The sequence below is a fragment of the Anaeroplasma sp. genome (genome assembly GCF_034179385.1).
Classification (GTDB): Bacteria; Bacillota_I; Bacilli_A; order Acholeplasmatales; family Anaeroplasmataceae; genus Anaeroplasma.
The window spans coordinates 19,050-44,330 of the sequence record NZ_JAXFPY010000096.1 but is presented as its reverse complement, the minus strand read 5'-3'; the positions used below and the strand labels follow the sequence as shown (position 1 = coordinate 44,330).

At 33.5% G+C, this 25,281-nt stretch carries 22 protein-coding genes; 1 reads left to right on the top strand and 21 read right to left on the bottom strand.

What is annotated here, in order from left to right:
* Positions 1-8: 8 nt before the first annotated feature.
* The 9 genes from SPJ17_RS06490 to SPJ17_RS06450 form a co-directional block, all read right to left on the bottom strand.
* On the bottom strand, positions 9-1,061 hold the full coding sequence (locus SPJ17_RS06490; protein WP_321093814.1) for a hypothetical protein: 1,053 nt from the start codon (positions 1,059-1,061) through the stop codon (positions 9-11).
* Between the two features lie 193 nt (positions 1,062-1,254).
* Positions 1,255-4,965 carry an immunoglobulin-like domain-containing protein gene (locus SPJ17_RS06485; protein WP_321093812.1) on the bottom strand — a complete coding sequence of 1,237 codons (3,711 nt, stop codon included), beginning with the start codon at positions 4,963-4,965 and terminating at the stop codon, positions 1,255-1,257.
* A 36-nt stretch (positions 4,966-5,001) separates the two neighbouring features.
* Positions 5,002-6,387, bottom strand: coding sequence for a thermonuclease family protein (locus SPJ17_RS06480; RefSeq protein ID WP_321093810.1), 1,386 nt, complete (start codon positions 6,385-6,387; stop codon positions 5,002-5,004).
* A gap of 2 nt (positions 6,388-6,389) precedes the next feature.
* Positions 6,390-7,895 (bottom strand): extracellular solute-binding protein, encoded by a 1,506-nt coding sequence (locus tag SPJ17_RS06475; protein WP_321093808.1) that lies wholly within the window; start codon positions 7,893-7,895, stop codon positions 6,390-6,392.
* A gap of 65 nt (positions 7,896-7,960) precedes the next feature.
* A complete protein-coding gene (locus SPJ17_RS06470; protein ID WP_321093805.1) occupies positions 7,961-8,908 on the bottom strand; it encodes a carbohydrate ABC transporter permease in 948 nt (315 codons plus the stop codon).
* Positions 8,909-8,916: 8 nt separating this feature from the next.
* Positions 8,917-9,939 (bottom strand): sugar ABC transporter permease, encoded by a 1,023-nt coding sequence (locus SPJ17_RS06465; RefSeq protein ID WP_321093803.1) that lies wholly within the window; start codon positions 9,937-9,939, stop codon positions 8,917-8,919.
* Positions 9,939-11,243, bottom strand: a complete 1,305-nt coding sequence (locus tag SPJ17_RS06460; RefSeq protein WP_321093801.1) for an ABC transporter ATP-binding protein — start codon at positions 11,241-11,243, stop codon at positions 9,939-9,941. The genes SPJ17_RS06465 and SPJ17_RS06460 overlap by 1 nt, the downstream gene beginning before the upstream one ends.
* A gap of 5 nt (positions 11,244-11,248) precedes the next feature.
* Positions 11,249-12,520 carry a hypothetical protein gene (locus SPJ17_RS06455; RefSeq protein WP_321093799.1) on the bottom strand — a complete coding sequence of 424 codons (1,272 nt, stop codon included), beginning with the start codon at positions 12,518-12,520 and terminating at the stop codon, positions 11,249-11,251.
* A 36-nt stretch (positions 12,521-12,556) separates the two neighbouring features.
* Positions 12,557-12,937 carry a hypothetical protein gene (locus tag SPJ17_RS06450; RefSeq protein WP_321093797.1) on the bottom strand — a complete coding sequence of 127 codons (381 nt, stop codon included), beginning with the start codon at positions 12,935-12,937 and terminating at the stop codon, positions 12,557-12,559.
* 210 nt (positions 12,938-13,147) lie between these two features.
* On the opposite strand from SPJ17_RS06450, the gene SPJ17_RS06445 reads away from it, so the two are divergent.
* Entirely contained in the window at positions 13,148-15,385 is a 2,238-nt protein-coding gene (locus SPJ17_RS06445; RefSeq protein WP_321093795.1) for a U32 family peptidase, read from the top strand.
* Between the two features lie 13 nt (positions 15,386-15,398).
* Here SPJ17_RS06445 and ispE read toward each other — a convergent pair whose 3' ends face one another.
* The 12 genes from ispE to dnaX form a co-directional block, all read right to left on the bottom strand.
* Positions 15,399-16,220 (bottom strand): 4-(cytidine 5'-diphospho)-2-C-methyl-D-erythritol kinase, encoded by an 822-nt coding sequence (gene ispE, locus SPJ17_RS06440; RefSeq protein ID WP_321093793.1) that lies wholly within the window; start codon positions 16,218-16,220, stop codon positions 15,399-15,401.
* Positions 16,210-17,076 carry a 16S rRNA (adenine(1518)-N(6)/adenine(1519)-N(6))-dimethyltransferase RsmA gene (rsmA, locus tag SPJ17_RS06435; protein ID WP_321093791.1) on the bottom strand — a complete coding sequence of 289 codons (867 nt, stop codon included), beginning with the start codon at positions 17,074-17,076 and terminating at the stop codon, positions 16,210-16,212. The genes ispE and rsmA overlap by 11 nt, the downstream gene beginning before the upstream one ends.
* Entirely contained in the window at positions 17,061-17,594 is a 534-nt protein-coding gene (gene rnmV, locus SPJ17_RS06430; RefSeq protein ID WP_321093788.1) for a ribonuclease M5, read from the bottom strand. The genes rsmA and rnmV overlap by 16 nt, the downstream gene beginning before the upstream one ends.
* A 1-nt stretch (position 17,595) precedes the next feature.
* The gene (locus SPJ17_RS06425; protein ID WP_321093786.1) at positions 17,596-18,810 is read right to left on the bottom strand and encodes an HD domain-containing protein; all 1,215 of its coding nucleotides are present in this window, start codon (positions 18,808-18,810) and stop codon (positions 17,596-17,598) included.
* Positions 18,811-18,886: 76 nt separating this feature from the next.
* A complete protein-coding gene (locus SPJ17_RS06420) occupies positions 18,887-19,210 on the bottom strand; it encodes a metalloregulator ArsR/SmtB family transcription factor (RefSeq protein ID WP_321093783.1) in 324 nt (107 codons plus the stop codon).
* 11 nt (positions 19,211-19,221) lie between these two features.
* On the bottom strand, positions 19,222-20,631 hold the full coding sequence (locus tag SPJ17_RS06415; protein ID WP_321093781.1) for a HAMP domain-containing sensor histidine kinase: 1,410 nt from the start codon (positions 20,629-20,631) through the stop codon (positions 19,222-19,224).
* A complete protein-coding gene (locus SPJ17_RS06410) occupies positions 20,628-21,299 on the bottom strand; it encodes a response regulator transcription factor (protein WP_321093778.1) in 672 nt (223 codons plus the stop codon). Before SPJ17_RS06410 ends, SPJ17_RS06415 begins: the two co-directional genes overlap by 4 nt.
* Before the next feature lie 239 nt (positions 21,300-21,538).
* Positions 21,539-22,057, bottom strand: coding sequence for a DNA-directed RNA polymerase subunit delta (gene rpoE, locus SPJ17_RS06405; RefSeq protein ID WP_321093776.1), 519 nt, complete (start codon positions 22,055-22,057; stop codon positions 21,539-21,541).
* Positions 22,058-22,125: 68 nt separating this feature from the next.
* Entirely contained in the window at positions 22,126-22,485 is a 360-nt protein-coding gene (locus SPJ17_RS06400; protein ID WP_321093773.1) for a DUF1934 family protein, read from the bottom strand.
* Positions 22,485-23,087 (bottom strand): recombination mediator RecR, encoded by a 603-nt coding sequence (recR, locus tag SPJ17_RS06395; protein WP_321093772.1) that lies wholly within the window; start codon positions 23,085-23,087, stop codon positions 22,485-22,487. Before recR ends, SPJ17_RS06400 begins: the two co-directional genes overlap by 1 nt.
* Complete coding sequence (locus SPJ17_RS06390; protein ID WP_321093769.1) at positions 23,087-23,380, bottom strand: YbaB/EbfC family nucleoid-associated protein; 294 nt, start codon at positions 23,378-23,380, stop codon at positions 23,087-23,089. The genes recR and SPJ17_RS06390 overlap by 1 nt, the downstream gene beginning before the upstream one ends.
* A 4-nt stretch (positions 23,381-23,384) precedes the next feature.
* Positions 23,385-25,274, bottom strand: a complete 1,890-nt coding sequence (gene dnaX, locus SPJ17_RS06385; RefSeq protein WP_321093766.1) for a DNA polymerase III subunit gamma/tau — start codon at positions 25,272-25,274, stop codon at positions 23,385-23,387.
* Positions 25,275-25,281: the final 7 nt, after the last annotated feature.

The window sequence follows — 25,281 nt, the reverse complement described above, 5'->3', positions numbered from 1 at the left end:
AATGGTCATCAGGATTCATGAGAGTCTTTTTCTTCTTCCTTTTCATAAGATACGATATCTAATACGTCACCACGTAAGTCCCAATCCTGATTTGCGCCTACCGCAAATTTAACACGAACCACTTGATTTTCCTTCCCCTTTAATTCGCTCGCATAATTTTCACATTCTGGTGTAATTGTACCAGCAAAATAATATTTGAATGCTGCACCATTATCTCTATAATGAATATCCTTTAATGTATATAGCCCATATTGGTTTACAGATACATGGGCATCAAATTCATATACATTACCAACGGCTTCTTTTCCTAAATTATAAATTTCCTCTACTGTTTTTGATGTATCTACCGCATCCCAGGATGGCTTATTATTTCTTGATATAATCGTTAAATTATATGGATTATATACCTGTGGGGTATTAAATCTTACACTTCTTATACCAGAAACATAAATCTCATCACCAATTTCAACATCCTCTGCCATATTACCATACACATACATTGTACCAGTAGAATCCGTAACATAAAATCCTGCACGATATTCTGGATGATCACCAGAAGCGTATAGGAAGGCAGAAACAATTCCGTGCATAGAAACCTTAGAACCAATAGGGGACTTTAATACTTCTTCTATATTAATAGAATCATCCTCTTCAGCCGATACTGTGATTTCAAAATCTCTAGATACCATAGCATCTCTTAAAAATGCGGATGCTGTAAGAGTAACGGTTTTATCTATACCACCCTTTGGATGGTATACTCTTGCGGTTCCACCAGAGAGGTGTAAAACCTTGTCATCTGAGGATACCCAATTAATTACGATATCATCGATAAAGGTGTCAAGCAAGAAAGTATCTTCTGGTTCTTCTGGTAGCTCGATAGAATTCAAAGTGTTTTTTAATAATATTTCATCAACAGATTCAATTCCTTCATGAAAGCCTAAGTATCTTTCTTGTGCACCAAAGGTATTTTCTTTATCTTCATTACGCAGAGATGACATTGCGGTTTGACCTATGGTAGCTAAAGCCGCTAAGGCTGCAGCTAGACGGTTTTTAACCTTCATATAATCACTCCTCGTATTCAATTTTTGTTAAAGCAATGGTAAAATAATTTGCTTCATATCATATTATACAATAAAATCACAACTATCTAAAGGAAACTTTTGTTGAATTTTGTCGCAAAAAAAGGGCTCCGAACCCTCAGAACCCTTAATTTGTTATTTCATTTTTCTCAAATAATTTTTCTCAAATTACCTATTAAGCAATCTTAGTATAAGTAATTACGATAGAAGCAATTCTAAATTGAGATGTGCTTGTATTCGTAATTACTACAGATTTTACATTTTCTGCCTCAGCAAAGTTAACTGTGTCAGTAGTATGATCTTTAGATATTGCTGCAATTGCAGTAGTATTAACTGTAGCTGTAGCACCAGTCTTTGATGTATCATATGTTAATACAACACTATCAATTCTATATCCTTCTACACAAGAAATGGTCATTACATTAGCGCTATCTGCATGTCCGTATAAACGAATAGAATTTTTATATAAAGCAGGCTCTTTTGCGCTTCCCTTTGTAAATTTGATATCAAAAATAGCTGTATCTAATCCTAAGACATCTGCATAATCTTTATCTATTATTTCTGCCTTCAATGTTGTAGCTGTATCAGAAGTGTATGCAATTGTCTTTGTCTTTGTTGCAGAAGCCTTCTTAACTGTTACCTTAACTTCTTTAGAAGTAGTTTCCTCACCCTTAGTGATAGTTGCAACTAAAGTAACATTTTGATCAACATCCGTTTGTGTTGCAGTTAATTTGTTATCTGTAATAGATACTGTTGCAGTGTTTCCACCCTTAACTGCCCAAGAAATAGCTACATCATTATAAACAGTACCAGCTGTTGCTAACTGACGATTTACAACATTGTCTTGGATGTCATCTAAATCAGTTAACTCTCTTGCAGTCATCATAACCTTCTGAGCATCCGTTGCTTCAAGTTTTGCATGGATTGTAGCAGAATCTCTAGCTGTTTCCTTTGTACCATTATATACTGTATATTTTCCGGATACCTGAATTACATCACCAACTTTAATGCCTTTGTAATTAAGAGGTGATCCGGCTACAACTGCACCATAAACCTCAAAATCATTTTCACCATCTGTAATCCAGCAGTATGGAGTAGATGCTGTTGCGTTAATGCTTGCTACGACACCTTGGATATAAATATTTTCGCCTTCTGTTGCTGCTGCAATTGCAGCAGTTACATCTAAGAACTCTATTGGCTGAACGTCAACAGAGAAATTCTTAACAACAGATGCATCACCACAAGTTAATGTAACCGTGAAATTTAATGTTGTTGGAGCGTCAACTGTATCGAAAGTAATCTTGCCACCATCAATTGTAGCACCTTTTGCAGATGTTAATGCATATACTGCCTTAACATCCTCAAATACACCACCAACTGTAGGTAATGTAATAGTTTCACCAGAATCAACCTTTGACTTTAGTGCTGATTCGATTTTCGGTAATTCATATTTAACTTTTTCTTCTTTTGTCTTTGTTAATGGAGTTGCTAAATATAAGTTTCCGATATACTGGTTAGCACCTGAAAGGTAAGATGTCTTAGAAGCTGAAATTGTATTATAGTTATTATATGTACCAAAGAAATAATCTGTTGTGCCAGCAGTTGCCTTCCAACAATGTAATTCTGTATCATATGTCCAATAGAATGCTTTATCAGCAAAATCTAATTTACCTGCAGATGTTAAGGATAAATACTTGCCGTTTGCAAATTTGAATGCATACTTGCCTTCGCTTGCCTCTGCAGTAACTGTTGTTGCTTCATAAGCATTAGGAGTTGTATTTAATCTATTAGAACCAATTGTACCATTAGCATATAAAACCTGTCCTAATGAATTCTGCTTTAATCCTAAGAAGTAAACCTTATCTGCTTCAGGAGCAGTAACTTCCATATTATCTGTTTGATAACGTGGCTTATTCTTAATTGTTAATTCAACAGTCTTTGTATCCACTATTGTATCACAAGTGAATGTAACAGTAATAGTAACTTTTGTATCCGCATCAACAGAAAGGATTGTTAACTTATTTTCATTAATTGAAGCGATAGGTGATTCTGTTGTATAAGAAATTGCAACCTCAGCAAATGTAGCACCATTTGTATCTAAAGTATAAACACCAAATTCATCAATTCCTAGTTTGAAATCTTCCTTTTCCTTAGCTACCTTTTCTTCTACTGTAGTAAGTCTTGTATAAATCTCAATTTCCTTAGAATAAGAAACATCATTCTTAGTTGCACGAATTGTAACCTTGATCGTCTTTTCTTCTGTTGTTGGGGTAATAGTAAATACATTACCTTCCAAATTACCTAATTCAGATGCTACGATATCAAGAGTAACGCCTTCAGCAGTTGTAATTGTAGTCTTATCTAAATTGAATACCTCAGTAATTGTATCTGGGAACTTATCTAAAGCAGCAAATACTGGATCAACTAAATCCTTTAATTCACCTAAGGATGCATTTGCATCATCTGAGGCCTTAGTGAATGTAGTTTCATCAGAAACATAAATGCAATAACCATTATAGTTAGATAAAATACCAGTTACGTTAACGAAATCGCCAACCTTAAGTGTCTTAACCTGAGATGCAGCAGCCTTAGCAATATCACCATCTAATGTTGCAGCATACTTAGATAATTGAACATTTACTCGTACGCCAGCCTTCTCTAATGTAGCAAGTACACCACCGCTCTTAGCTGTAGTTGTAGCATCAATTTCAACAACCTTCCAAGAAGTAAGATTTACTCTTTGACCAGTATGATACATTAATTCCTTATCGCCCTGGCTATATCTTACGAATAATTGATCTGCTGCAAGACCATTAGTAACTAATGCTAATTGATCTGCAGTAAGTGCAGGAAGCTCAGTAGATACCTTAACGATATTTTCCTTGTTCTGACCAACCTCAATTAAGCCATTGTATTCTGTAGACTTACATGATGGAATTTCAACAGCTGTACCAATAGCTAAGCTATCCCAAGTTGCTTGATCACAATAAGCACGGTATACATAATAACCACCCTCTAAAGTCTGGTCTACAATGTATAAATAACCATTACCATAGCTTGCATCATAGCCTGCCTTATGTGCAACATATCCCTTTAATGTATATGCTTCAGCACCTGGATCATCATAGAATGTATGTAATAATTCTAATGCAGTTCTTTCATGGAATACATTTAATCTATAATTACGAGATAAAGTCTCGCCCTTATATGTAAATTCTGCCTTAATTTGAGCTTTTTCTCTCTTTGCCTGTTGTACAACATGGATAGTCTTTCCATCTGCATCAACACTTAATAATTCCTTTGAAGAATCAGGAATGCTCCAAGCGATTGTAACGTCTTGATTATTAAATTTGAATGAAGTTGGAACTTCGAAATCTTTCTCAACTGTTCCACCATTATAAGCAAATGTAAATGAATCAATTGCATCAGAAACAGAATATGGATTAACTAATACAGTAAACTGTCTTTGAGCCTCACCACCTGCAAAAGTAATAGATGCAGTTAAAGTAACAGTAACAGCTTTGTCTTCTGGTCTTGAAACGGCTCCTGTGAAAGCACCCTTTGCCTCATCAATAGTAGTACCAACCTTGACTAATTCACTATCAGATTCCCAATGAATAGTAACCTGAGTCTCACCGCTTGCTAAGTAAGCAGGAAGTGAAACATCACCAGTTACAGCAGTGCCATCAGCCTCAAAAATTAAATTAGCTAATAATTTCTTTGCTGCTTCATTGACTGAATCGTCAACTGTAGTTGTTGGCTCTGGTGTAGTAGTTGTAGGCTTTTCTTCTGTTGTAGTTGGGTCTGCTGGACCATTACATGAAGCTAAAGCAAATACACCGACAGCTGCAACTCCTAATGCAGCACGCGATAAAAATTTCTTCATTTTAAATATTTCCTCCTAAACCTTTTTTATATAATATTATTTAAAATTAAAGTTTTGATAACGTAATACATGGATTATTTTACTTCCATCTTCTTCTTGAATACCCGTTGTAGAGAATTTCTTTCCAACTAAAGATGTTGGATTAAATCCTTCCTCAACCGTAGTATAGAAGGTAAAGGTTTCAGTTTCATAATCATCCTTATTAAAGTTATAAGTATTTACAGTTGTTGCAGTGATAGTTAATGTAGTTCCATCTACGGTTGCTGTAGCTACTGTTGCATCCTTATATAATGTCTTTTTTTCAATGTAATCCCTATATTCAACATTAGAATTAAATTGCATGTAATAATTTTTTTCTTTACGAGTTAAGTAATCTCCACCAGTTTGCATTGGAACATAGGTAATACCAGAAACCTGGTATGAGCTACCATAGAATTGAACTGCTCCAGTGAATGTATATAAGCTTCCAACCTTAATGTATTTTGTTGCAGTAGAGCTTGTATATCCAGTATATACATTTATTGTGTATTGATTACCTTCTGAATCATAATCCGTTACCTTCCATGTATATGTTCCAGAACCAGAAATCTGAACGCTTGAAACATATCCATCAAAGCTTACCTTTTTACCAACACCCTCTTCGCTATCATAATAATTACTAAAATTATCATGAAGCTCCTTTACAGTAACATATTCTGCATCCTCAGAAAAATATGGGTCTTCTTCGTTACTCCAAATATGAAGAGGAACTTTTCTTGCAAAGGATTGAGCATTCTCGAAATAATCAAAATATGTATCTTCTACTAATGCTTTAGATTTTGAATAACCATTTTCAACAATTTCAAGATTCAAATTCTTCCAGCTTGAATCTGCTGTTTCCTTATACCAAATGTAAGCTAGATATCTAGAACCATATGAGTCTACTACTGGAGGAGTTTTAGATCCTTCTAGTAATAATGCATAAGCACTCTCTAGCTTCTTCTTCGTGTATAAAGAAGCACTTTTTCCCCATTTTTCAACACTACCAGTAGATTCTGGTGTATCTACGGAATAAAAACGAATCGTTACGGATTCACCACTATACTTACACTTGAAATTAGCAGTATCGCCATCGGTTGCATTTTGTAATGTAACCTCTTCTATACCATCGGTAAGGAACTTTGATGCATCACTATAGCTCTTTGTAAGCTTCAATGTCTTTGTAATATCATCATAATTATCCTTTGGAACAAAAGCAGTTGATGTAGAGGTTGGCTCTACTGTTGTTGTCTCTTGTGGTAATTCTGTTGTAGTTTCTGTTGTGGTAGGAAGTGGTTCTTCCTTTGTTGTTGTAGGACTAGATTCTCCACAGCCAACAAGGCCCATGCCTGCAGCAAGAGTTGCTGCAGACAATGCCAAAAATTTAAATATTTTTTTCTTCACTTTTACTTACCGCCACAAGCCTTGTAAGCATCTGTTAAAGCATCTGCTCCAGTCTTCTGACCACGAATTACGTATAATAATGCAGCTTCCATCTGGTCTCTGGCTGTTGAAGAACCACTGAATGCTGGAGATGTATAGAATCTGTCGCTCATTGTTGCAGCAACACCTGCAGTAACAGCAACGATGGAATCACCCTCTAAGAACTCTGCATAATCTGGGATTTCAAATGTACTAAGTCTAGTTGGGTTATAACCTGAAGTCATAGAGAATGCTGCTTGGAATTTAGCGTCCTCAAGGCACTTTACGAATTCCCAAGTCATTAGCTGTCTTTCTGTCTCGTTCTTAGCTTCAGACTGGAACATAACTAAAGATGGACCCTGAGAAATTGCTGCAGCATTAACTGTACCATCTGCTTGTTTAGATCCTGGCATTGGAGCTACACCCCAATGGAAAGCATCTGTTCCTTGGTGAGATGCTCCACCAGATGAACCAATAGAGAATACTGTTCCACCTGCTTCTGGACCCTTAGTGAATAATCCGGATGTATATCCACCATTTTCCGTTTGAGTTGTGAAATAATACTCTTGATACTTATCGTATAAGTCATCTAACCAAGCTGCAACCTTTTCGTTGTTGAATAGATAATGAGGCTCGCTAGCTGAAGTATAACCCCAACCGTTTTGTTCTGCCATTGTGATTACCCAGTTTGCTTCTGAGTCATATCCTAAAGGAGTACAATCAGGATACTTATTAACTAAAATCTCACAAGCATCCCAAAGCTCATCCCAAGTTGAAGGAACCTTTTCAATACCTGCATCCTTTAATGCATCCTTATTATAATATAGAACTTCGGTTGACTTTACGAATGGGAATGTTAAGATATCTCCATCCTTGTAACCATAATTAGAATATGCACCATAGTTTGTAGCAAATCCTTCCTTATAGTAACCCTGAACGAAATCAGCGATTTCTGTAGCAGTATAACCAATAGCTTCACCATTTAATGTACCTGTAGCATTTACATAATCGCTCATATCAACTACCTTACCAGTCTTTAAATACTGTGCAACGTGGTCAGCATAGCAATATGCTAAGTCTGGCTGATTACCTGCAGCTAGACCTGCGATACATCTAGAACGTACATCGTTATATCCACCGATTTGAGAATGCTCAATTGTCCAATCAGGATATTTTGCATTGAATGCATCAATGGCAACCTGTAAAGTTTCTTGTAAGGAATCACCCATTGTATGATAGAAAACAATCGTCTTATCTTCAGCATTTCCAGAAAAATCTGAAGTTTTTAAAGCAGCAGTTAAATCTACTGTCTTGTCCTCATGCATACCTTCCTGAGGTTCTTGAACCTCTGTTGTTGTTGTGCCAGGATCTACTTCTGTTGTAGTTTCACCTGGATTTTGTGTTGTAGGACCTACTTCCTCACCGCAGGATGCTAAAGCTACTGATGCTAAACCAGCTAATGCAGCAACACCAAAATAAATCTTTTTCATTTTTATTTTTTCTCCTTTTATTTTTTATTTTTAAAATACGTTTTATTACGTAATTTTTAACAATTTTAGCCTTTTGTTCCACTCTTAGATACACCATGCATGATGTATTTACGGAAGAATAGGAACAATACAAATAGAGGCATAGATACTAAGCATGCAGCACACATACGTAAAGTTGTAAGTGACTCAGACTTAGCCCAAGAGCCTACCCCAGTTAATGGATATAATGTTCCATCGTTTGTAAATCCTGATGTCATCCAGTTAGAAATCAAATGATAATCCTGTGTATTAACTAACTGTGGCCAAATATAGGAATTCCATGTAGCGATGAATTTTAATAGAGTAACAGAAATAAGTGTAGGTGCAGCAAGTGGGATCATTACCTTAACTAAGAATGCCATTTTGCCACATCCATCGACTTTAGCCGCTTTATGAAGCGATTCAGGTATCGATTTAAATGTATTTCTTAGCAAGTATACATAATAAATACTTACTAGGAACGGTAAAATCATAACAATATATGTATTCGACCAGCCAAAATTAGAAACTGTTACATAATTTGTAATTGTATATAATTCACCAGGAATCATCATGGTTGCAAGCATTAAGGAGAATAGGATACCCTTTCCCTTAAATTCAATTCTTGCTAGAGCGTAGGCTGTAAGAATAATTACAACTACGCCCAATAGTGTAGATACAACACCAATTAATATAGTATTGAATAGTGGCTGTCCAAAGCCGTTTGTTTCGCTTGTCAGCATATAAGAATAATTCTGCCACTTAAATTCTCTTGGGAAGAAGGTTGGCTGAGTTAATCTATATTCATCCTCTGTCTTTAGGGACGAAATAATCATCCAATAGAAAGGCAAGAACGCTAAAACAGCACAAATCGTTAAGAAAATATAAGCAACTGCAGCCTTAACAATATCTAACCTTTTTTGTTTTCTTTTTTCTTTTTCAATATCAAGACCGGTTTTTTCTGGGCTTGCTTTTTTGTTTGTAGCTTCCATCATACCCCTCCTTAATAATGAACTTTCTTTTTACTTACGTACATATTAATTGCCGTAAATATCATAATTATACCGAACAGCATCAACGATCCCGCCGCGGCGTAACCCGTTTGATTATTTTGGATACATGCATAAACATAACCTACCATGGTACCCATTTCACCACTGTTCATCTTTGCATCCCAAATACCAACGATAGATGAATAAGCCTTTAAACCACCCATCATACCTGTAACAATTAAATAGGATAGCATTGGTGAAATTAGTGGAACCGTTACTTTGAATAATGTGGTAGCCTTAGAAGCACCATCCACCTTAGCTGCATCATAGTATTGCTTATTAACATTCTGAAGTGCACTAAATAAAATCAAAATCTTAAATGGTAGACCAGACCAAATAGAATAGATGACAACAACCAATCGGTTACCCCAGGTATTTCCTGTTGATAGCCAATCCTGCCAATGTCCACCAAAGGCCATGATTATATCATTAACTAAACCGTAGGATGCTGTACCATTATCTCTCATTCTCTTTGTACCAATGACATCAAAGAATGTAGCGAATACTGCACCCATGGATAATGCGTTCGTTAAGTATGGTAAGAATAATACCGTTTGATATAGCTTTTGAAGAGGCTTAATCGAATTAAGCGCAACTGCAATTAATAATGCTAAAAATGTAGAAATAGGAACAGAAACAATTGCGAAGAACAATGTGTTATCTAATGCTCTTAAAAATTGCATTCCGGTTGAACCAGTTTCGTTTAGAATAACTGCACGGAAATTGTCAAAACCAATCTTTGTATTCTGTCCAATTACTCCTTGCTCAAAATGCTCTAAGAAAGCAGCAACGAAGGAATTCACAATTGGATAGAAGGTAAATATAGCCATTAGAATAACTGCAGGTAAAACGAATAGCCAACCACCAATAGTATCTCTAGCTACTCTTTTTATGTGGTTCTTTCTTCTTCTTTTTCTTTCGTTTGCTATTTCCTCTTCTCTTGAAGCATCATTAACAATAATTCCATTTTCCACTATCTCAACCTCTCTTCCGTTTCGCCATCGAACAAGAAGAACTTATTAGGCTTTAAATTGAATTTTAATGAGGTTGCTCCTTCAGGAAGCTTTAAATCCGCTTCAACAATTGTACGAACGGTTGGCTTAACGGATTCCTCATGAACAGAAACGATTGTTTTATCTCTGCCCATTACTTCAACATGATTGGTCTTCAAAGATAATACACCATTTGGATCATAGATAAAGCCCTCAGGACGAATACCAACAAATATCTTAAATGTCTTTGTTTTAATTGCTTGCTCAAGGTCAGCAATCTTTGTAACCATATTTTCGTATTCAGCTTCTTTAGCTTTTAATTCAACAAATAGCTTCTTATGAGCCTTTTCAGCCTTCTCTTTTTCCATACCAGCTGTTTTTTCATCATATAAATTCTTGATTGCAAGATAATCATTGTGCTTAGCTTCAACCTTATCCTGAAGTGCTTTTATATTCGCTGTATATTTTTCAGTTAAATCCTTATCATAATCTGCAATTTTTTCGTTTCCAATATATACTCCACCATCATGAATATATCCTGTAAAAATGTTAATTGGTGGTGTACCTAAGAAGTTTGCAACGAATAGATTTGCAGGATCATCATAAATAGCCTGTGGCTCACCAATTTGCTGAACTACACCAAGCTTCATAACAACCATGATATCACAAATGGACATTGCTTCTTCCTGGTCGTGTGTAACGAATACCGTAGTAATACCAGTTTCAACCTGGATTCTCTTGATTTCCTCACGAGTTTGTAAACGTAATCTTGCATCTAGGTTCGATAGAGGCTCATCTAACAGCAATACGTTTGGCATCTTAACTAGGGCTCTCGCAATCGCAACTCTTTGCTGCTGTCCACCAGAAAGCTCAGATGGCTTTCTTCCCATTAGTTCTTCAATCTGAACTAATCCTGCAACCTCTAGTGCTCTTTGCTTTGCCTCTTCCTTAGGAATTCTCATATTTGTTAATGGGAACATAATATTTTGTTCTACAGTCATATGAGGATATAAGGCATAATTTTGGAACACAAGTCCAATACCTCTTTTTTCTGGTGCTAAATCTGTAACATCATCATCACCAAAATAAATACTACCGCTTGTTGGCTCTTCAAGTCCAGATAGCATAAATAGTGTTGTTGACTTACCACATCCAGAAGGACCTAATAAACCAACAAGCTTTCCACTAGGAATTTCAATACACATGTCGTTTACTGCAGTTACTTCATGCTCTGTTTTCTTTCTAGCGGGGAAGATTTTTGTCAAGTTATTAATAGTAATCTTCATTTTAACTACTCCTCTTTTTTGTTTTCTTTTTCTTCAACCAGATTATTTTCATTCTCTAAAGCCTTTTTCATGCTTACCTCAACATTCATTTTAAAGCCTCTAACGGATAAGAATTTTGGTAAATTCTGTGATACATAGCCTGGAGCCTCAAGCCATGCATTTTTATAAACACCCGCATGTGTTCTTTGTGTTACCGTATAATTATTATCCTTTGTAAAAATCATGTTGATTTCATCCGATTCATTATGGTAATGAATCGTCATGTTTACTAAACAATCCTCTGGCACCTTAAGGGTAACCGTAAGCATTGTATAATAGTCTGTACCATAAACCTCTTCAACAGGTTTTGGTTCTTCTTCTTTTCCCGTCTTCTTGCGAATCTTTTTAATGATAAATGAGACAAATCGAATGATAAATCTTTGTCCAACCAAGAAATCAGCTAATATGTAAATACATATGAAATAGATTAATACAATGATTGCTCCCTTTTTCGCCGCAATACCTGTTTCTTCTTGATAGCTGCATTTCTCATAATTTTCACTCGAAGACAAGAAATCCTTTTGTAAATCTACAAGCCTCAAATCCGTTGAATCTGTATTGTAAACGTCCTTAAACTCTTTTAATCTTTGATAAAAAACATTACTAAAATCAAGATTTAATCCATCTACCTTTAAGAATACCTTACCTTCAGCATCAATGAAGGTAATATTATTGATGTTTTCAGAAAGTCTTTTTTCTAGAATTTCAAAATAGATGTAATTATATTTCACAAGAGTTAAAACATTATCAAACATTTCATCCCTATTCGTGTCATAGCCTAAAAGCTCAATCTCAGCATTCTTTTTTAAACCATCCGCTGTCCCCTTACCAGATTTATAATCCTCATCATGGTTGACAACTAATTTCGTTTTATTATTTTGAAGCTTATAGGTATTATATTTTCCACCAAGCTTATACAAAAAGCCAGAATAGGCAAAATATGCATTGTCATTTTGCTTTTTATCCTCTTCTTGGTTATCGATAATGACTAAAGTTCTAAATAGCACAATGCCATATCCATCATCATAGACACGTTCATATGCAATTTCTTTATCGTCATAACCAGCCAATAGATTTACACTTCTTGCAAATTCACCATTGTTTAGGTAATCCTCTATATGCCCAGGTAAATCCACAGTCATCAAAAGGCCGGGCAACACAAAAGCAAGTAGAATACCAATTCCAAGTGTGAAAATGTAATAAATTACTTTTATAAAAATTTTCAACTTCTTATTCATTTTTGATTTACCTACATTTTATTTTTCAGCAGGTGCTTATTCGTCTTTTTTCTCTTCAGATTTCATGAAATCATCCATCGCAACCTTTGAATCTTGTGGCTCTAATTTAGATTCTTGGTTGATTTCTTCTTCAGATAAAGCATTCGCTACAGATTCTTCTTTTTCCGTAGGATCTACCTCCGCAGCAACGCTTTTATCTTCGCTTTTAGAATCAACAGAGATATTTTCTAAAAGCTCATCTTCTTGGTTTTGTCTAAATAAGGTTTCTCTTCTTGCCAAATTCTTTCTAGCCTCAGCAAATTGCTTACGCTTAAATACCGGAATTAGGAAATATATGATCACAATTAAGCCAATTATGATGCCACATATAACAAAGAACCAGATGTCGACCGTTTTAAAACCATGCAATAAAAACATAAAATCACCTCGATGTTCTCTATAGTATAAATTATAATTTATATTGTCAAATATTACAACAAATTTTTCAAAACGTTTTCATAAAAACCTTGTTTTTGAATGTAATTTATCAAAAGATTAAAATCGTGAAATAATATAAGAAAAACTGCACACTTTTTCTACTTGTTTTTATACCCAAATATTATATAATAACCCCGAGGATGTGAGAAAATGAGCGAACTTTTAGCCCCAGCCGGAAATATGGAGGCATTAATTGCCGCTGTATCGAATGGCGCAGATGCCATTTATTTAGGTATGAACCGCTTTGGTGCGAGAGCCTATGCGAATAATTTTAGCCTTGATGAGCTTAAAGAAGCTCTTAACTATTGCCACCTAAGAGGTGTAAAAATATATGTTACTATGAATACTATTGTCTTCGATAGTGAGCTTAAGGATGCATATAGTCAAATTGATGAATTATATAAAATTGGGGTCGATGGATTAATCATTCAGGATCTTGCCATATTCTCCTATGTTGTAGAAAATTATCCATTGCTTGAGGCTCATACCTCTACTCAAATGGGTATTGATGATATAGAAGGTGCTCTTCTTTTAAAGGAAATGGGAGCCAAAAGAATTGTATTATCTAGAGAGGTTTCTATAGAAAAAATAAAGGAAATCAAAAAGATGACAAAAATTCCTCTTGAGGTATTCGTCCATGGTGCACTTTGTGTATCCTATAGTGGTGGATGCTATATGTCTGGTCTTATTGGCTATAGAAGCGGAAACAGAGGCAGATGCGTAGGATCTTGTAGAAAGCCCTATGAGCTCATTAACGTAACAGAGAACAAATCCTTAGGTACCTCTTATATTCTTTCTATGAAGGATTTAAAAACATTAGATCACATCAACGAATTAAAGGTTGCAGATTCCTTAAAAATCGAAGGAAGAATGAAGGAACCCGTATATGTTGCAAATATCATAAAAACCTATAGGGATGCCCTAGATGGTAAAATATCCAAGGGGGAGGAATTCAATCTATATAAAACCTTCAATAGAACCTTCACAAAGGGCTATATTTTTGGTGAGGATAAAAAGAATATTACCAATATAGATAAGCCTAATAATTACGGATATTTAATTGGATATGTATCCGGTAAAAGAAATGGATATTATGAAATAACTCTATCGATGAAGGTTCATCAAGGAGATATCATAAGAATTGATCATATGGGTGAGGATATCAATTTATCCCTAACAAAAATATATGATGCAAATGAGAATTTAATTAAAGAATCGGATAAAAAGATTTATATAAAAATACAGGAAAAGCTATTTACAAGCGATAAGGTATATAAAACAAAGGATACAAAATTCCAAGAGGAATTATTAAAATCCTATCCAAAGGAATTTAAAAGATTCCCATTACATATTACCCTTTATGGAAGCCCAAATGAGGCACTTACGATTCTTGCAGAATGTGAGGGTAAAAATGTTTCCTACACTACAGACTACACCCTTGATAAAGCAGAAAATAAGCCTACAGATTATAATACCTTCTTAAAGCAATTATCGAAGCTAAATGATTCCATTTATTCTCTAGCAAGCCTAGAATTTAATGTTTCTAATGTTTTCTTACCTGTTTCTAAAATCAATGATTTAAGAAGAATCATTGTAAATTTAATGAATGAGGAAAGATTAACCAAAAGAGCTCCGATAATAAAAAAAGAAATCTCTTATGATAGAATTATCTTTGAAGAGACCAAAAAAATATCTGTATTTTGTACAACGAAAGAGCAATACCAAGCGGCTAAGGAGCTTGGTGTTGATATCATCTATTATGATAACTTCATAAGAAGAAATGAGGTTACCTACAAAGAATATAATGGTGAGGTATTAGTTGGTGGCTATGGTGGAATTTATGCCTATAGAGGCAAGAATGAAATTGCATCAGATTATACGATGAATGTCGTAAATTATAAGAGTGTATATATGCTTCACAAGCTAGGTATAAATAGAATTTGCTTATCCTTAGAAATCAACAAAGGTCAAATCGATGATTTGACAAGAGATTATTATAATGCCTTTAGTGGATACCCTAATTTAGAAATGATTGTATATGGTCACGCATTAATGATGTTTACACATTATTGTCCTTTAAAGGTCTATAATCAATGTGGTAAATGTAGAGAAAATAAATACGTTTTAAAGGATGAATTTGGCACATTCCCTATAGAAAACCATAAGGATTGTACTACTTCTATTTTAAATGGTAAAATCTTAAATTTAATGGATGATCTAACATCAATTTCTCATGTAAATGTCTATAGAATACAATTGACGATAGAGGATTATAACGAATCAAAAAATATTATAAATACACTAAAAAAGAAATTGAATGGAGACTTATCAAAAACCTTCAATAAGGATTTACATACAAGGGGCCATTTTAACAAAGAAATATTGTAAAAAACACATCCATCTAGAATGTGTTTGTAAGAAGTATATAGGTGTCGCTTTTAGCGACATCTTTTATTTTTAATATTTCCTCCATCGTTGGATCAACAACATACATCGTTGGTCCTGACCCTGAAACAAATACATCAATACCTAATTCTTTAATTTCATTATAAAGCTCTCTTAATTCTTTAGAAATATCCAAGGAAACTCTCTTTAAATCATTAAAAATATTCCTTTTTAATTCATCTATTTGTTTATTCTTTAAAGCATTAATAATTCCATTAATTTTATCTTCCTTAGGTTCACCTAAATATTCATAATTCTTATAAATTTCCTTTGTAGATAATCCAACATTAGGCTTTATTAATAAAACATTTAATTTTGGCATTTTAATATCTAATGTGTTTACAATTTCTCCTCTTCCTGTACATAGAGCCACCTTATTTTTAATAAAGAAACCAACATCACTACCTAAAGAGGAAGATAAAGAAATAAGCTCATCATCACTTAAATTTGTATCATATAGCATATTTAAGCCTAAAAGCGTTGCAGCAGCATCGCTAGATCCTCCCCCAAGCCCTGCTTGACTGGGAATATTTTTCTTTATCTTGATATAAACTCCACTAGAAATATTGGTTTTTAAAAAGAATAACTCTATAGCCTTCCTCATAATATTATCCATAGGAAATGGATCATCTTCTATTTGAATAGAATCCGAAACCTTCATTTCAATTTCATCATGAAGTGCTATTGGTACCATTAAATTATTTACCTTGTGATATCCATTTTCTATATCCATAACCTCTAAGGCTAAATTGATTTTCGCATATGCATTAATTTTCATAATAATCCTCGATATAATCGCTCATTTTTATAAAATCTTTAAGCTCTAATTCTTCACTTCTTACTCCATCCTTAATACCTAATTTATGAAGCATTTCTGCTAAGAATTCCTTTTTATATTTTTGACTTAAATTATTCATTAGAGTCTTTCTTCTTTGATTAAAGCATAGTCTTACAAAATCAAAAAAGAATTCCTCATTCTTAGCCTTATATGGTGGATTATCATATAAGGATAGCTTAACAACGGCACTATCTACATTAGGAGATGGAATAAATACCGTTCTTGGTACCTTTAATTCTAAGCTGGCCTTCGCCCTATAGCCAATCGCAATCGATAAGGCATTATAATCCTTTGTTTTCGGTTTGCCGGTAATTCTTTGTGCAACCTCAAGCTGCATCATCATTACATATTGTCTTATTTTTTCTGTTTTACTCAATAATCCTAAAATGATAGGGGTAGTAATATAATAGGGCAAATTTGCGACCAAATAGACCTTCTTAAGGTCTTTTTTATATAAATCGATATCTTTATTAATATCTACTTCCAAAATATCTTGATGGATAACCTCTAAATTGGAATAATCCTTGAATGTTTTATTTAAAATTGGAATTAAATCCTTATCAATTTCATAAGCTAAAACAAAGCCTGCCCTCTTTACTAAATGCTCTGTTAGGCTACCAAGCCCTGGACCTACTTCGATAACTAAGGTATCCTTATCTATATTTGCAGCATCCACAATTTTAGATAAAATATTTTGATCCGTTAAGAAATTTTGACCAAATTTCTTTTTGGCATATAGATCATTTTCCTTTAATGCTTCATGAATATATGAAGTAGTACCTATTTTACCTTGCATAATAGATCTCTTAAGCTTCCTTTCGTAATTTGTAATAAATTCAATCTTTTTAAAAATGTTTTCGCATTAGGCTTACCAATATTTAAAATGAAAGATATTTTATCTCTTAAAATTTTACTATTTTTATCCCCAATTAATCCTAAGGAATATAAATCATATATCGTAATCGTATCGATTAAAATAGATGGGGTGTATACATTTTCAAGGGATTGACGAATCGCTTCTATAGAGGCATGCTCAATACCAACCTTCTTCTTGTTATTCGATATGCAATCTTTTTTTCTTAAAAAAGCTTGTGAAGCATTTGGTATCTCGTTTGTAATTATGCTTCTTATTCTTTCTCCTGGTGAATCTGGGTCTGTAAAAACAATGATTCTATGCCTCTTTGCTAATTCCTTAATTAGCTCTATTGTTTCCTTACTAATTTCACTACCATTTGTAATCACGCATTCCGCATTAGGGTATGCAGCCTTAACCTTTATTTCGTCATGTGTGCCTTCAACAACTATTATATCCATACTAATCCTCAAAATAGAATATTCTTTCTATTTCCTTATAGCTTGATGATCTTAATGCCTTAATGATTGGAGAATATTGATCTAAAGTCTTTAAGCTTCCATCAGGAAGTAATACTCTTATCGCATTAATATCGCTCTTTGGTGAATGCATATAGGCAACACCAGAAACCTTAACATTCTTATAGAAATATTTACCATATTCCATATTTTGATATTTTAATTTTAATTCCTCTAGGAATTTCTCATCAGGCTCATTTACAAGCTCAATAAAATTATATAAATGACGCTTTTCAAAAGCGTTCGCTAATTTATTTAATACAGGGTCACTGGACCATGTTAATTGCTTAATAAAGCCATTGACATTCGTATCATCTAAATCGATATAGGATTCTATATCATCATTGTCCTTTAAAACATTTAAGAAGGAAATGATAGATGCATCAATTCTTACACCCTCTAGGGTTAAATCCTTAATTCTTTCATAAATTCCCTCTAAAATAGTTTCATACGCTCTAGCAACAGGATGGTAATAAACTTGGAAGTACATATGATATCTACTCATTAAATAGGCCTCAATCGAATGTACACCAGAAGCTCTAACACATACGGTACCATCAATAATTTTCATACTTCTTAAGATTCTATAATAATCAATATGACCATAGCTTGCACCGGTCATATAGGCATCACGAGATAAATAATCCATACGGTCCACATCTAATTGACTCGATACTAAGGATTCAATTAAAGGATACTTATTATCATGCTTAATGACACTTGCAACATCCATAGCTAATCCTTCATGAATCGATAATATTTTATTTACATCCGTAAGTGGAGATAGAATTAATTTTACTGTCATATCCTCATGTGAGCATTCAATTACATTCTCAAACGCGTGAGAATATGGACCATGTCCTATATCATGAAGTAAGGCCGCAATTAAAAAAACTAATTTTTCATATTCCGATACCTTATCCATTCCATCTACATTTTGAATGACTAAATTAGCCATTTGATATGCACCTAAAGAATGGACAAATCTAGAATGCTCGGCCGTCTGAAAAACCATCGCAACACCACTTAATTGCCTAATTCTTCTCAATCTTTGTAATTCTTTAGAATCGATTAAATCGCTGATAATCTTATAATTTACCTGAATATACCCATATAATGGGTCTCTAAATACCTTTGCACGATTTAGCTTTGTAAACACGAATACCACCTCGCATTACAATTATATCAAAAAAACATGATAAGTCACTAGGAAAAGAAAAAGCCTATACAATAGGCTATCTCTCATTGACATGCTCGAAGGCTGCTTCTATTAAGATTTTAACATGATCATCGGCTAAGGAATAAAAGACTTCTTTACCAACCTTATGATTCTTAATCAATCTTGCAGTTCTAAGTAATGCAAGCTGGTGAGATACTGCAGATTTTGTCATATTAATTCCTGCTGCAATATCATTGACACAAACCTCTTCATTACCTAAAAATAATAGTATTTTTAATCTTGTAGGATCTGCCATCATCTTAAAGAAATTGCTCATTAAATCAATTTCAACTAAAAAGGAATCAATATCCTCTTTATCAAGCTTTAAATTCTTTTCCATAATAAGCCCCCCTATAGCTTGTTTATGATGAAGGATACTCCTCCACCCTCTTCATTTCTTACACTTAAATTCATTCCAAAGAAATCAATGGTTTTCTTAACAATAGACATGCCTAAGCCAAATTGACCCTTAGAGCCCTTTTCATATGGCCTAAATACTGAATTTAAGAATTGCTCATCTATTGCCTCACCATCATTATATATCCTTAAGCAATTATTTCTTAGTGTTATTTTAATTTCACATTTTGCATAACGCGTTGCGTTATCTATAATATTTTCAACGACAGTTGACCAGTTTTCCTCATACCCCATGAAGATGATATCATCTTCTAAATCCAAATTAAAGTTTATGCTTGTTTGAAATTTATAGTTTGTAACCACACGATTTACAAGCTCTGTCATATTAATTTCTTCAAAAGGTTTATCCTTTGTTAAATATTCTAGTGAATTATATTGTAATAAACGATTTACCTTTTTCTTTAATAAATCTGCCTGTTCAATAATAATACCAATGGCCTCATCCTGGGCCATTCCATCTTCTAATGCTTCTGCATAGGATTTAATTACTGCAATAGGAGTTTTGAAATCATGAGATAAATTTTGAAGCATTTCCTGTTTTGTTTTTTCGTTATGACCAATTTCCTTTCTCATTTCCTCAACGGATCTAGATAAATCACCAATTTCATCCTCTCCGTCATCCACATATTCCTTTTCGTATTTATTCTTTGGTAAATCCAAAATGTGATTTTGAATATTTTTTAATCTTCTAGTAACTCTTGTACTCCAATAATAAATACACATTACCGCAACAAATAATATGGCCAAGAATGTTGAAAACATTCTTACAGTTACACTTTTTATGAAACCACCAACAAAGGTATTATCCGTAAAAATAAAGGTATAATTGGTTTTTTCCTTATTACAAGAGAAGAAATAATATATAGTAGCCCCGGAATTGGTTCTATATATGTTCGCGCCCTTATATAAACTCTCAGGGGACTCTTTATTATCCTTTGGACTAATATTAGGATTTCCCCTTCCTTCTTCTTCATTAAATTTAGAATCCATTTGGGGAAATAAAACACTATTTAAGAAGCTCTCATATTCCTCTTTTGTAATAAAATTATCCGCATTCTCCGAAAATTTATAGCCATCAACATAATTATTTTCATTCTTGCCTACATATTCTCTCTTAAAATCAATATAGTAAAGTGGCATATCTGGGTAATCGGATAGAGCAACTGTCGTATCATCCGCAATTACATTATTTATTTTTATAGAGAACATGCGAGTTACCGCTTGTTCTGTTGCGATTCTTTGCAAAGAAAAATAAGTGATTATGATAAAGAGAACCGATGTAGATAATAGAAGAGTAAATACTAAGATCAATAATTGTGAGGATATAGAAAATTTCTTCATCATACTAATAAACGATACCCAAAGCCATAAATCGTTTCAACAGAAAGATTTGGCATTTTTTGTCTAAGCCTTCTCATTAAATCATCTACAACTCTATCCGAGCCAAAATAATTCATACCCCATACATTATCTAGAATTTGATCTCTAGAGAAGGCCTTTGTCTTATTTTGTAATAGGAATAATAATAAATCATATTCCTTGGATGTAAGATTAATATTTACACCATTTTCTGTAACTATTCTTTTATCATAATCAATTTCATAACCATTAAATTCTTCCTTGTTGGAATCCTTTTTCGTGCTCATCGCATAGGTTCTATTTAATAAATTTTTTACTCTAAGCATTAATTCACGAACAGAATATGGCTTTGCAACATAATCATCTGAACCAAGCTCAAGTCCCATAACCTTATCAATTTCTTGATCTCTTGCAGAGGTGAAAATAATAGGCATATTGGGCTTTTCCTTTCTGATATTCTTAATTAAGTCATAGCCAGATATAGTTCCAGGTAGCATTATATCTAAAATCCACAAGGAAAAATCTTCAGATATATGAGGAATTGCATCCTCACCATCGTGAAATAAAAATACCTCATATCCTTCACTTTTTAAATATTTTTCTACTAAGGAAGATAAATTCTTTTCATCTTCTACGAAAGCAATTTTATACATAATTCCACCATCTTTCTATTCTTATATTTTAATTTATTTATTCCCTAAAAGCAATAAAGAACAACTCAGGAAAGTTGTTCTTTATCAGAGATTGGGAGAGTTTTAGGTTGCTTATGAAAAAGTATATCTCAAAAGAGACAATTGGTCTTTCCTAAGACAACTATATTCTACCAAGTAAATATTGTTAATTTATCATACAAAATTGGGGAATTTCCAAAATTTTGTGGGAAATTATCGAATTATGATTCGTATAAGTCCTCGTAATCATCCATATATTCGTTATATTTTTTCTCGTCGATGGAATCATCCTCATCGGCCTCATCCTCTTCATCATAGGATTCTTCATCCTCGAAGTATTCCTCTTCTTCCTCAGATTCCTCATCCTCATCAGATTCATCCTTCTCGTCTTCATCCTCATCCTCTTCGTCAGTCTCTTCCTCTTCGTCTAGATCGTCCTCATCCGTTTCATCATCTTCTTCGACTAGACCATCCTTAGGATTGAATGAAGCTCCATCCTTATCAAATTGATCTAAGGATTGGCGAGACTTTAAATCCCAATTGTCTTCGCCCATATATACAAATTTCGAACTTGTTGTGATGTCAACATATAGCTGAGTTGCAAGGATATTGTCTGGATCTTCTAGACCCTTAAATGCTAAAACCTCTTCAATTAAGTTGTAAATATTTACAACTCCTCCCTTTTCTTCCATGATTTTTAAAGCAACTTCTAATAATGACATCTGCGAAATATTTTCCATAATATTGCCTCCATAATAAAAATGCTATTATATTTTACCTAAAAGACTTGCAATTTGCAAGTGATTTCTTACTTTGTAATCCATATTTTATGCGTACCGATTACATCGCCTAAAATGAATAATGTATACTCGATTTCAATACGTTTATCTGAAACCATTAATTTCTTCGTTACTATACTAAAATCAAAAAAAAGACCAGTAGAGTTTTCATAATGACCAAATGTTTCTATATTTTCCTTTAAAGTCATTGTCATACTGGTATTTCCTTTACGCTCAAATAGTAAGGAATCCTCATTTATAGTTAAATAAATCATCGTATTTTCTGTTGCCTTATCAGGAAAAATAATTTGATTATTTATTTTCTCATAATTCGCACGAAAAAATACCTTATTATTATCATTATCTAAGCTATAAAAAACCAATTCCATTAATATTCCCTCCTACCCTCAAAGGCCTTTAAAATTGTCATTTCATCGGCATAGGATAAATCAGAACCAACCGGAAGACCATGAGCAATTCTTGTGATTTTAACATCATCATTTCGATAGAGCTCATAGAGATATCTTGCGGTTGTTTCACCCTCAATGGTCGCGTTTGTTGCTAAAATAAGCTCATCAATTTCCTTATTTTTAACCTTCTTAGTTAAGGATTCTATATTTAAATCATGAATACCTATTCCTCGAGAAAAGGAAATTGCACCATTTAATACATGATATATTCCCTTAAATTCATTGACTCGTTCAATGGTAATTAAATCCTTAATGGTTTCAACAACGAGTACCTGTCTATGATTTCTTGTGCTATCTTGACAAATACTACAAAGACTATCTTCTGTCATATTTCCACAGGATGGACAAATATGAATATCCTTCTTTATACTAAGCAAAGCATTAGAAAAATCCGTAAGTTCTACCTCGTCCATATGAAAAAATGTATATAAGGCAAAGCGTTCTGCAGTTTTTTTACCTACAGAGGGAAGCTTAGAGAAGCATTCAATTAAATTTTCTAATGAGGATGGATATTTATTCATTAAAATCCAAGTCCCATTCCACCAAAGCCACCAAGTAGCTTCTGAGATTCAGCTTCAATCTTCTTATTTGCATCATTTAATGCTAAAACAAGCATATCCTCAACCATTTCTAAATCATCCTTAGCTGCCTCAGGATCAATTTCAATAGATACGACCTCGTGAGAGCCCTTTACATTTACAGAAACAACTCCACCGCCTGCAGTACCTGTAAATACCGTTGACTCAAGCTTTTCCTGAGCCTCCATCATTTGTTTTTGCATTTTCCTTAATCTCATCATTTGCTGTTGATTCATTTTCTTATTCCTCCACTATTTTCAATTCATTATCATCAAAATATTCTAAAACCTGATTCACCAAATTTTCCTCAGGAGCTATCATCTTTGCCTTTGGCGTATTTCTTCTTACAACTCCTAAATTGAATTCCTCTAAAACAGGCTTTGGATTATCCTTACTATATTTACTCTTATAATCTTGGATAATTCTTCTCCAAGCTTGCTGTGGTAAACATATGTAATCTTTAATATTTAAACCATATTCGTTCAAAATTTCAATAATTTTTACAAAATTTTCATGCTGCATTGCACGATTGCAGAAGGAAGTATCCTTTAATTCTACAATAAAGGAATCCTCGCTTGCTGCCATAAGCTTACCATTTACAAGAATTTGAATTCCAACGATATCATATCTTGTAGATATTAATGGCCATATCTTTAATAAGGCTTCTCTTTTTTCCTTAGATGCATTATTAATTACATTCTCAACCTCTTTAACTGTAACGGGTATAACACCATCTAAGTTTGTTGTATTTGCAACAGTTTGAGGTTGTATGTTTTCTTGTATTACCTCATTTTTTGTTGTATTTACAACACTATTTGGTTTATTTATATCATTATTAATGCTTTGTTTTGTTGTATTTACAACATTTTTAGATGTTTCTATCGTGTTGTTTTTATATGACATCAATTCCTCTTTGGAAGGAATTTTTTGAATATTTGAATAGCGATTTTCCTTCTGCGTGCTCCTTAGGCCAAGTCTATTTTCACTCATCATTTGAATGGTTTGTTCTAAAGATTCTAATCTTGATTTAAAGGATGCAATATCGTTTTGCTCATTATCATTCATCTTTAATATAGCTAGCTCAATAAATGCACGCTTTTGCGTTGAAAATCTCATTTGATTTGTCGTGTCATTTAAAATATCTAACCACTGATAGATAACCGATTTAGGGACGTTATTCGCTAAATTAATAAATTCTTTATTTTTAAACATTAGCTTTTCTTCTAAGACTGCATTATTCTTGAATAATAATAAATCTCTTAGGAATAGGATAATATCATTAATAATTCGTGGTACTTCCTTACCTTCCTTAATAATATTATCTAATAAAACAATTGCGTTTGTTTCATCCTTGCTGATGCATGCATTCAATAATTCAATAATCTTTATATAAGATATATTTCCACTTACACTCAATACATCATCTAATGTAATCTCTGGATTTTGTGAATAGGATATACATTGATCAAATAAAGATAATGCATCTCTCATACCACCTTCGGCACTAATTGCAATCTGATGCATTGCCTCTTCCGTAATGGATACATTTTCTTCCTTAGCTACAATTGCTAATCTTTTTAAAATGTCATCAATAGAAATCGATTGAAAATCGAATCTTTGACATCTAGAAAGAATTGTATTTGGTAATTTATAAGGCTCTGTTGTAGCTAAAATGAAGATTACATGTGCTGGTGGTTCTTCTAGTGTCTTTAAAAGAGCATTGAAGGCCGCCTCCGATAGCATATGAACCTCATCGATGATATATACCTTATATTTACCCTGAGATGGTAAAAATTTTACTGTACTCCTTAAGGCTCTAATATCATCTGCACCATTGTTCGATGCAGCATCGATTTCAACAACATCAGAAATTGTTCCCTTAGTAATTCCTTGACAAATATCACATTCACAACAAGGCTCTATTGTAGGACCTTTTTCACAATTCATGGCCTTAGCCATAATTTTTGCTAGAGTTGTTTTTCCTGTACCTCTTGGACCACAAAATAAATATTCATGTGCCACCTTATTTAATTTTATTGCATTTTGAAGTGTTTTAATAATATGCTCCTGTCCTACGACATCACTAAATTTTTGTGGTCTATAGGCTCTATATAATGCTACATATGCCATTTTTATT

Coding starts and splice junctions, on each gene's coding strand:
- SPJ17_RS06490 (WP_321093814.1), bottom strand. CDS start 1,061: ATGAAGGTTAAAAACCGTCTAGCTGCAGCCTTAGCGGCTTTAGCTACC.
- SPJ17_RS06485 (WP_321093812.1), bottom strand. CDS start 4,965: ATGAAGAAATTTTTATCGCGTGCTGCATTAGGAGTTGCAGCTGTCGGT.
- SPJ17_RS06475 (WP_321093808.1), bottom strand. CDS start 7,895: ATGAAAAAGATTTATTTTGGTGTTGCTGCATTAGCTGGTTTAGCATCA.
- SPJ17_RS06470 (WP_321093805.1), bottom strand. CDS start 8,908: ATGATGGAAGCTACAAACAAAAAAGCAAGCCCAGAAAAAACCGGTCTT.
- SPJ17_RS06460 (WP_321093801.1), bottom strand. CDS start 11,243: ATGAAGATTACTATTAATAACTTGACAAAAATCTTCCCCGCTAGAAAG.
- SPJ17_RS06455 (WP_321093799.1), bottom strand. CDS start 12,520: ATGAATAAGAAGTTGAAAATTTTTATAAAAGTAATTTATTACATTTTC.
- SPJ17_RS06450 (WP_321093797.1), bottom strand. CDS start 12,937: ATGTTTTTATTGCATGGTTTTAAAACGGTCGACATCTGGTTCTTTGTT.
- SPJ17_RS06445 (WP_321093795.1), top strand. CDS start 13,148: ATGAGCGAACTTTTAGCCCCAGCCGGAAATATGGAGGCATTAATTGCC.
- ispE (WP_321093793.1), bottom strand. CDS start 16,220: ATGAAAATTAATGCATATGCGAAAATCAATTTAGCCTTAGAGGTTATG.
- rsmA (WP_321093791.1), bottom strand. CDS start 17,076: ATGCAAGGTAAAATAGGTACTACTTCATATATTCATGAAGCATTAAAG.
- rnmV (WP_321093788.1), bottom strand. CDS start 17,594: ATGGATATAATAGTTGTTGAAGGCACACATGACGAAATAAAGGTTAAG.
- SPJ17_RS06420 (WP_321093783.1), bottom strand. CDS start 19,210: ATGGAAAAGAATTTAAAGCTTGATAAAGAGGATATTGATTCCTTTTTA.
- SPJ17_RS06415 (WP_321093781.1), bottom strand. CDS start 20,631: ATGATGAAGAAATTTTCTATATCCTCACAATTATTGATCTTAGTATTT.
- SPJ17_RS06410 (WP_321093778.1), bottom strand. CDS start 21,299: ATGTATAAAATTGCTTTCGTAGAAGATGAAAAGAATTTATCTTCCTTA.
- rpoE (WP_321093776.1), bottom strand. CDS start 22,057: ATGGAAAATATTTCGCAGATGTCATTATTAGAAGTTGCTTTAAAAATC.
- SPJ17_RS06400 (WP_321093773.1), bottom strand. CDS start 22,485: ATGGAATTGGTTTTTTATAGCTTAGATAATGATAATAATAAGGTATTT.
- recR (WP_321093772.1), bottom strand. CDS start 23,087: ATGAATAAATATCCATCCTCATTAGAAAATTTAATTGAATGCTTCTCT.
- SPJ17_RS06390 (WP_321093769.1), bottom strand. CDS start 23,380: ATGAATCAACAGCAAATGATGAGATTAAGGAAAATGCAAAAACAAATG.
- dnaX (WP_321093766.1), bottom strand. CDS start 25,274: ATGGCATATGTAGCATTATATAGAGCCTATAGACCACAAAAATTTAGT.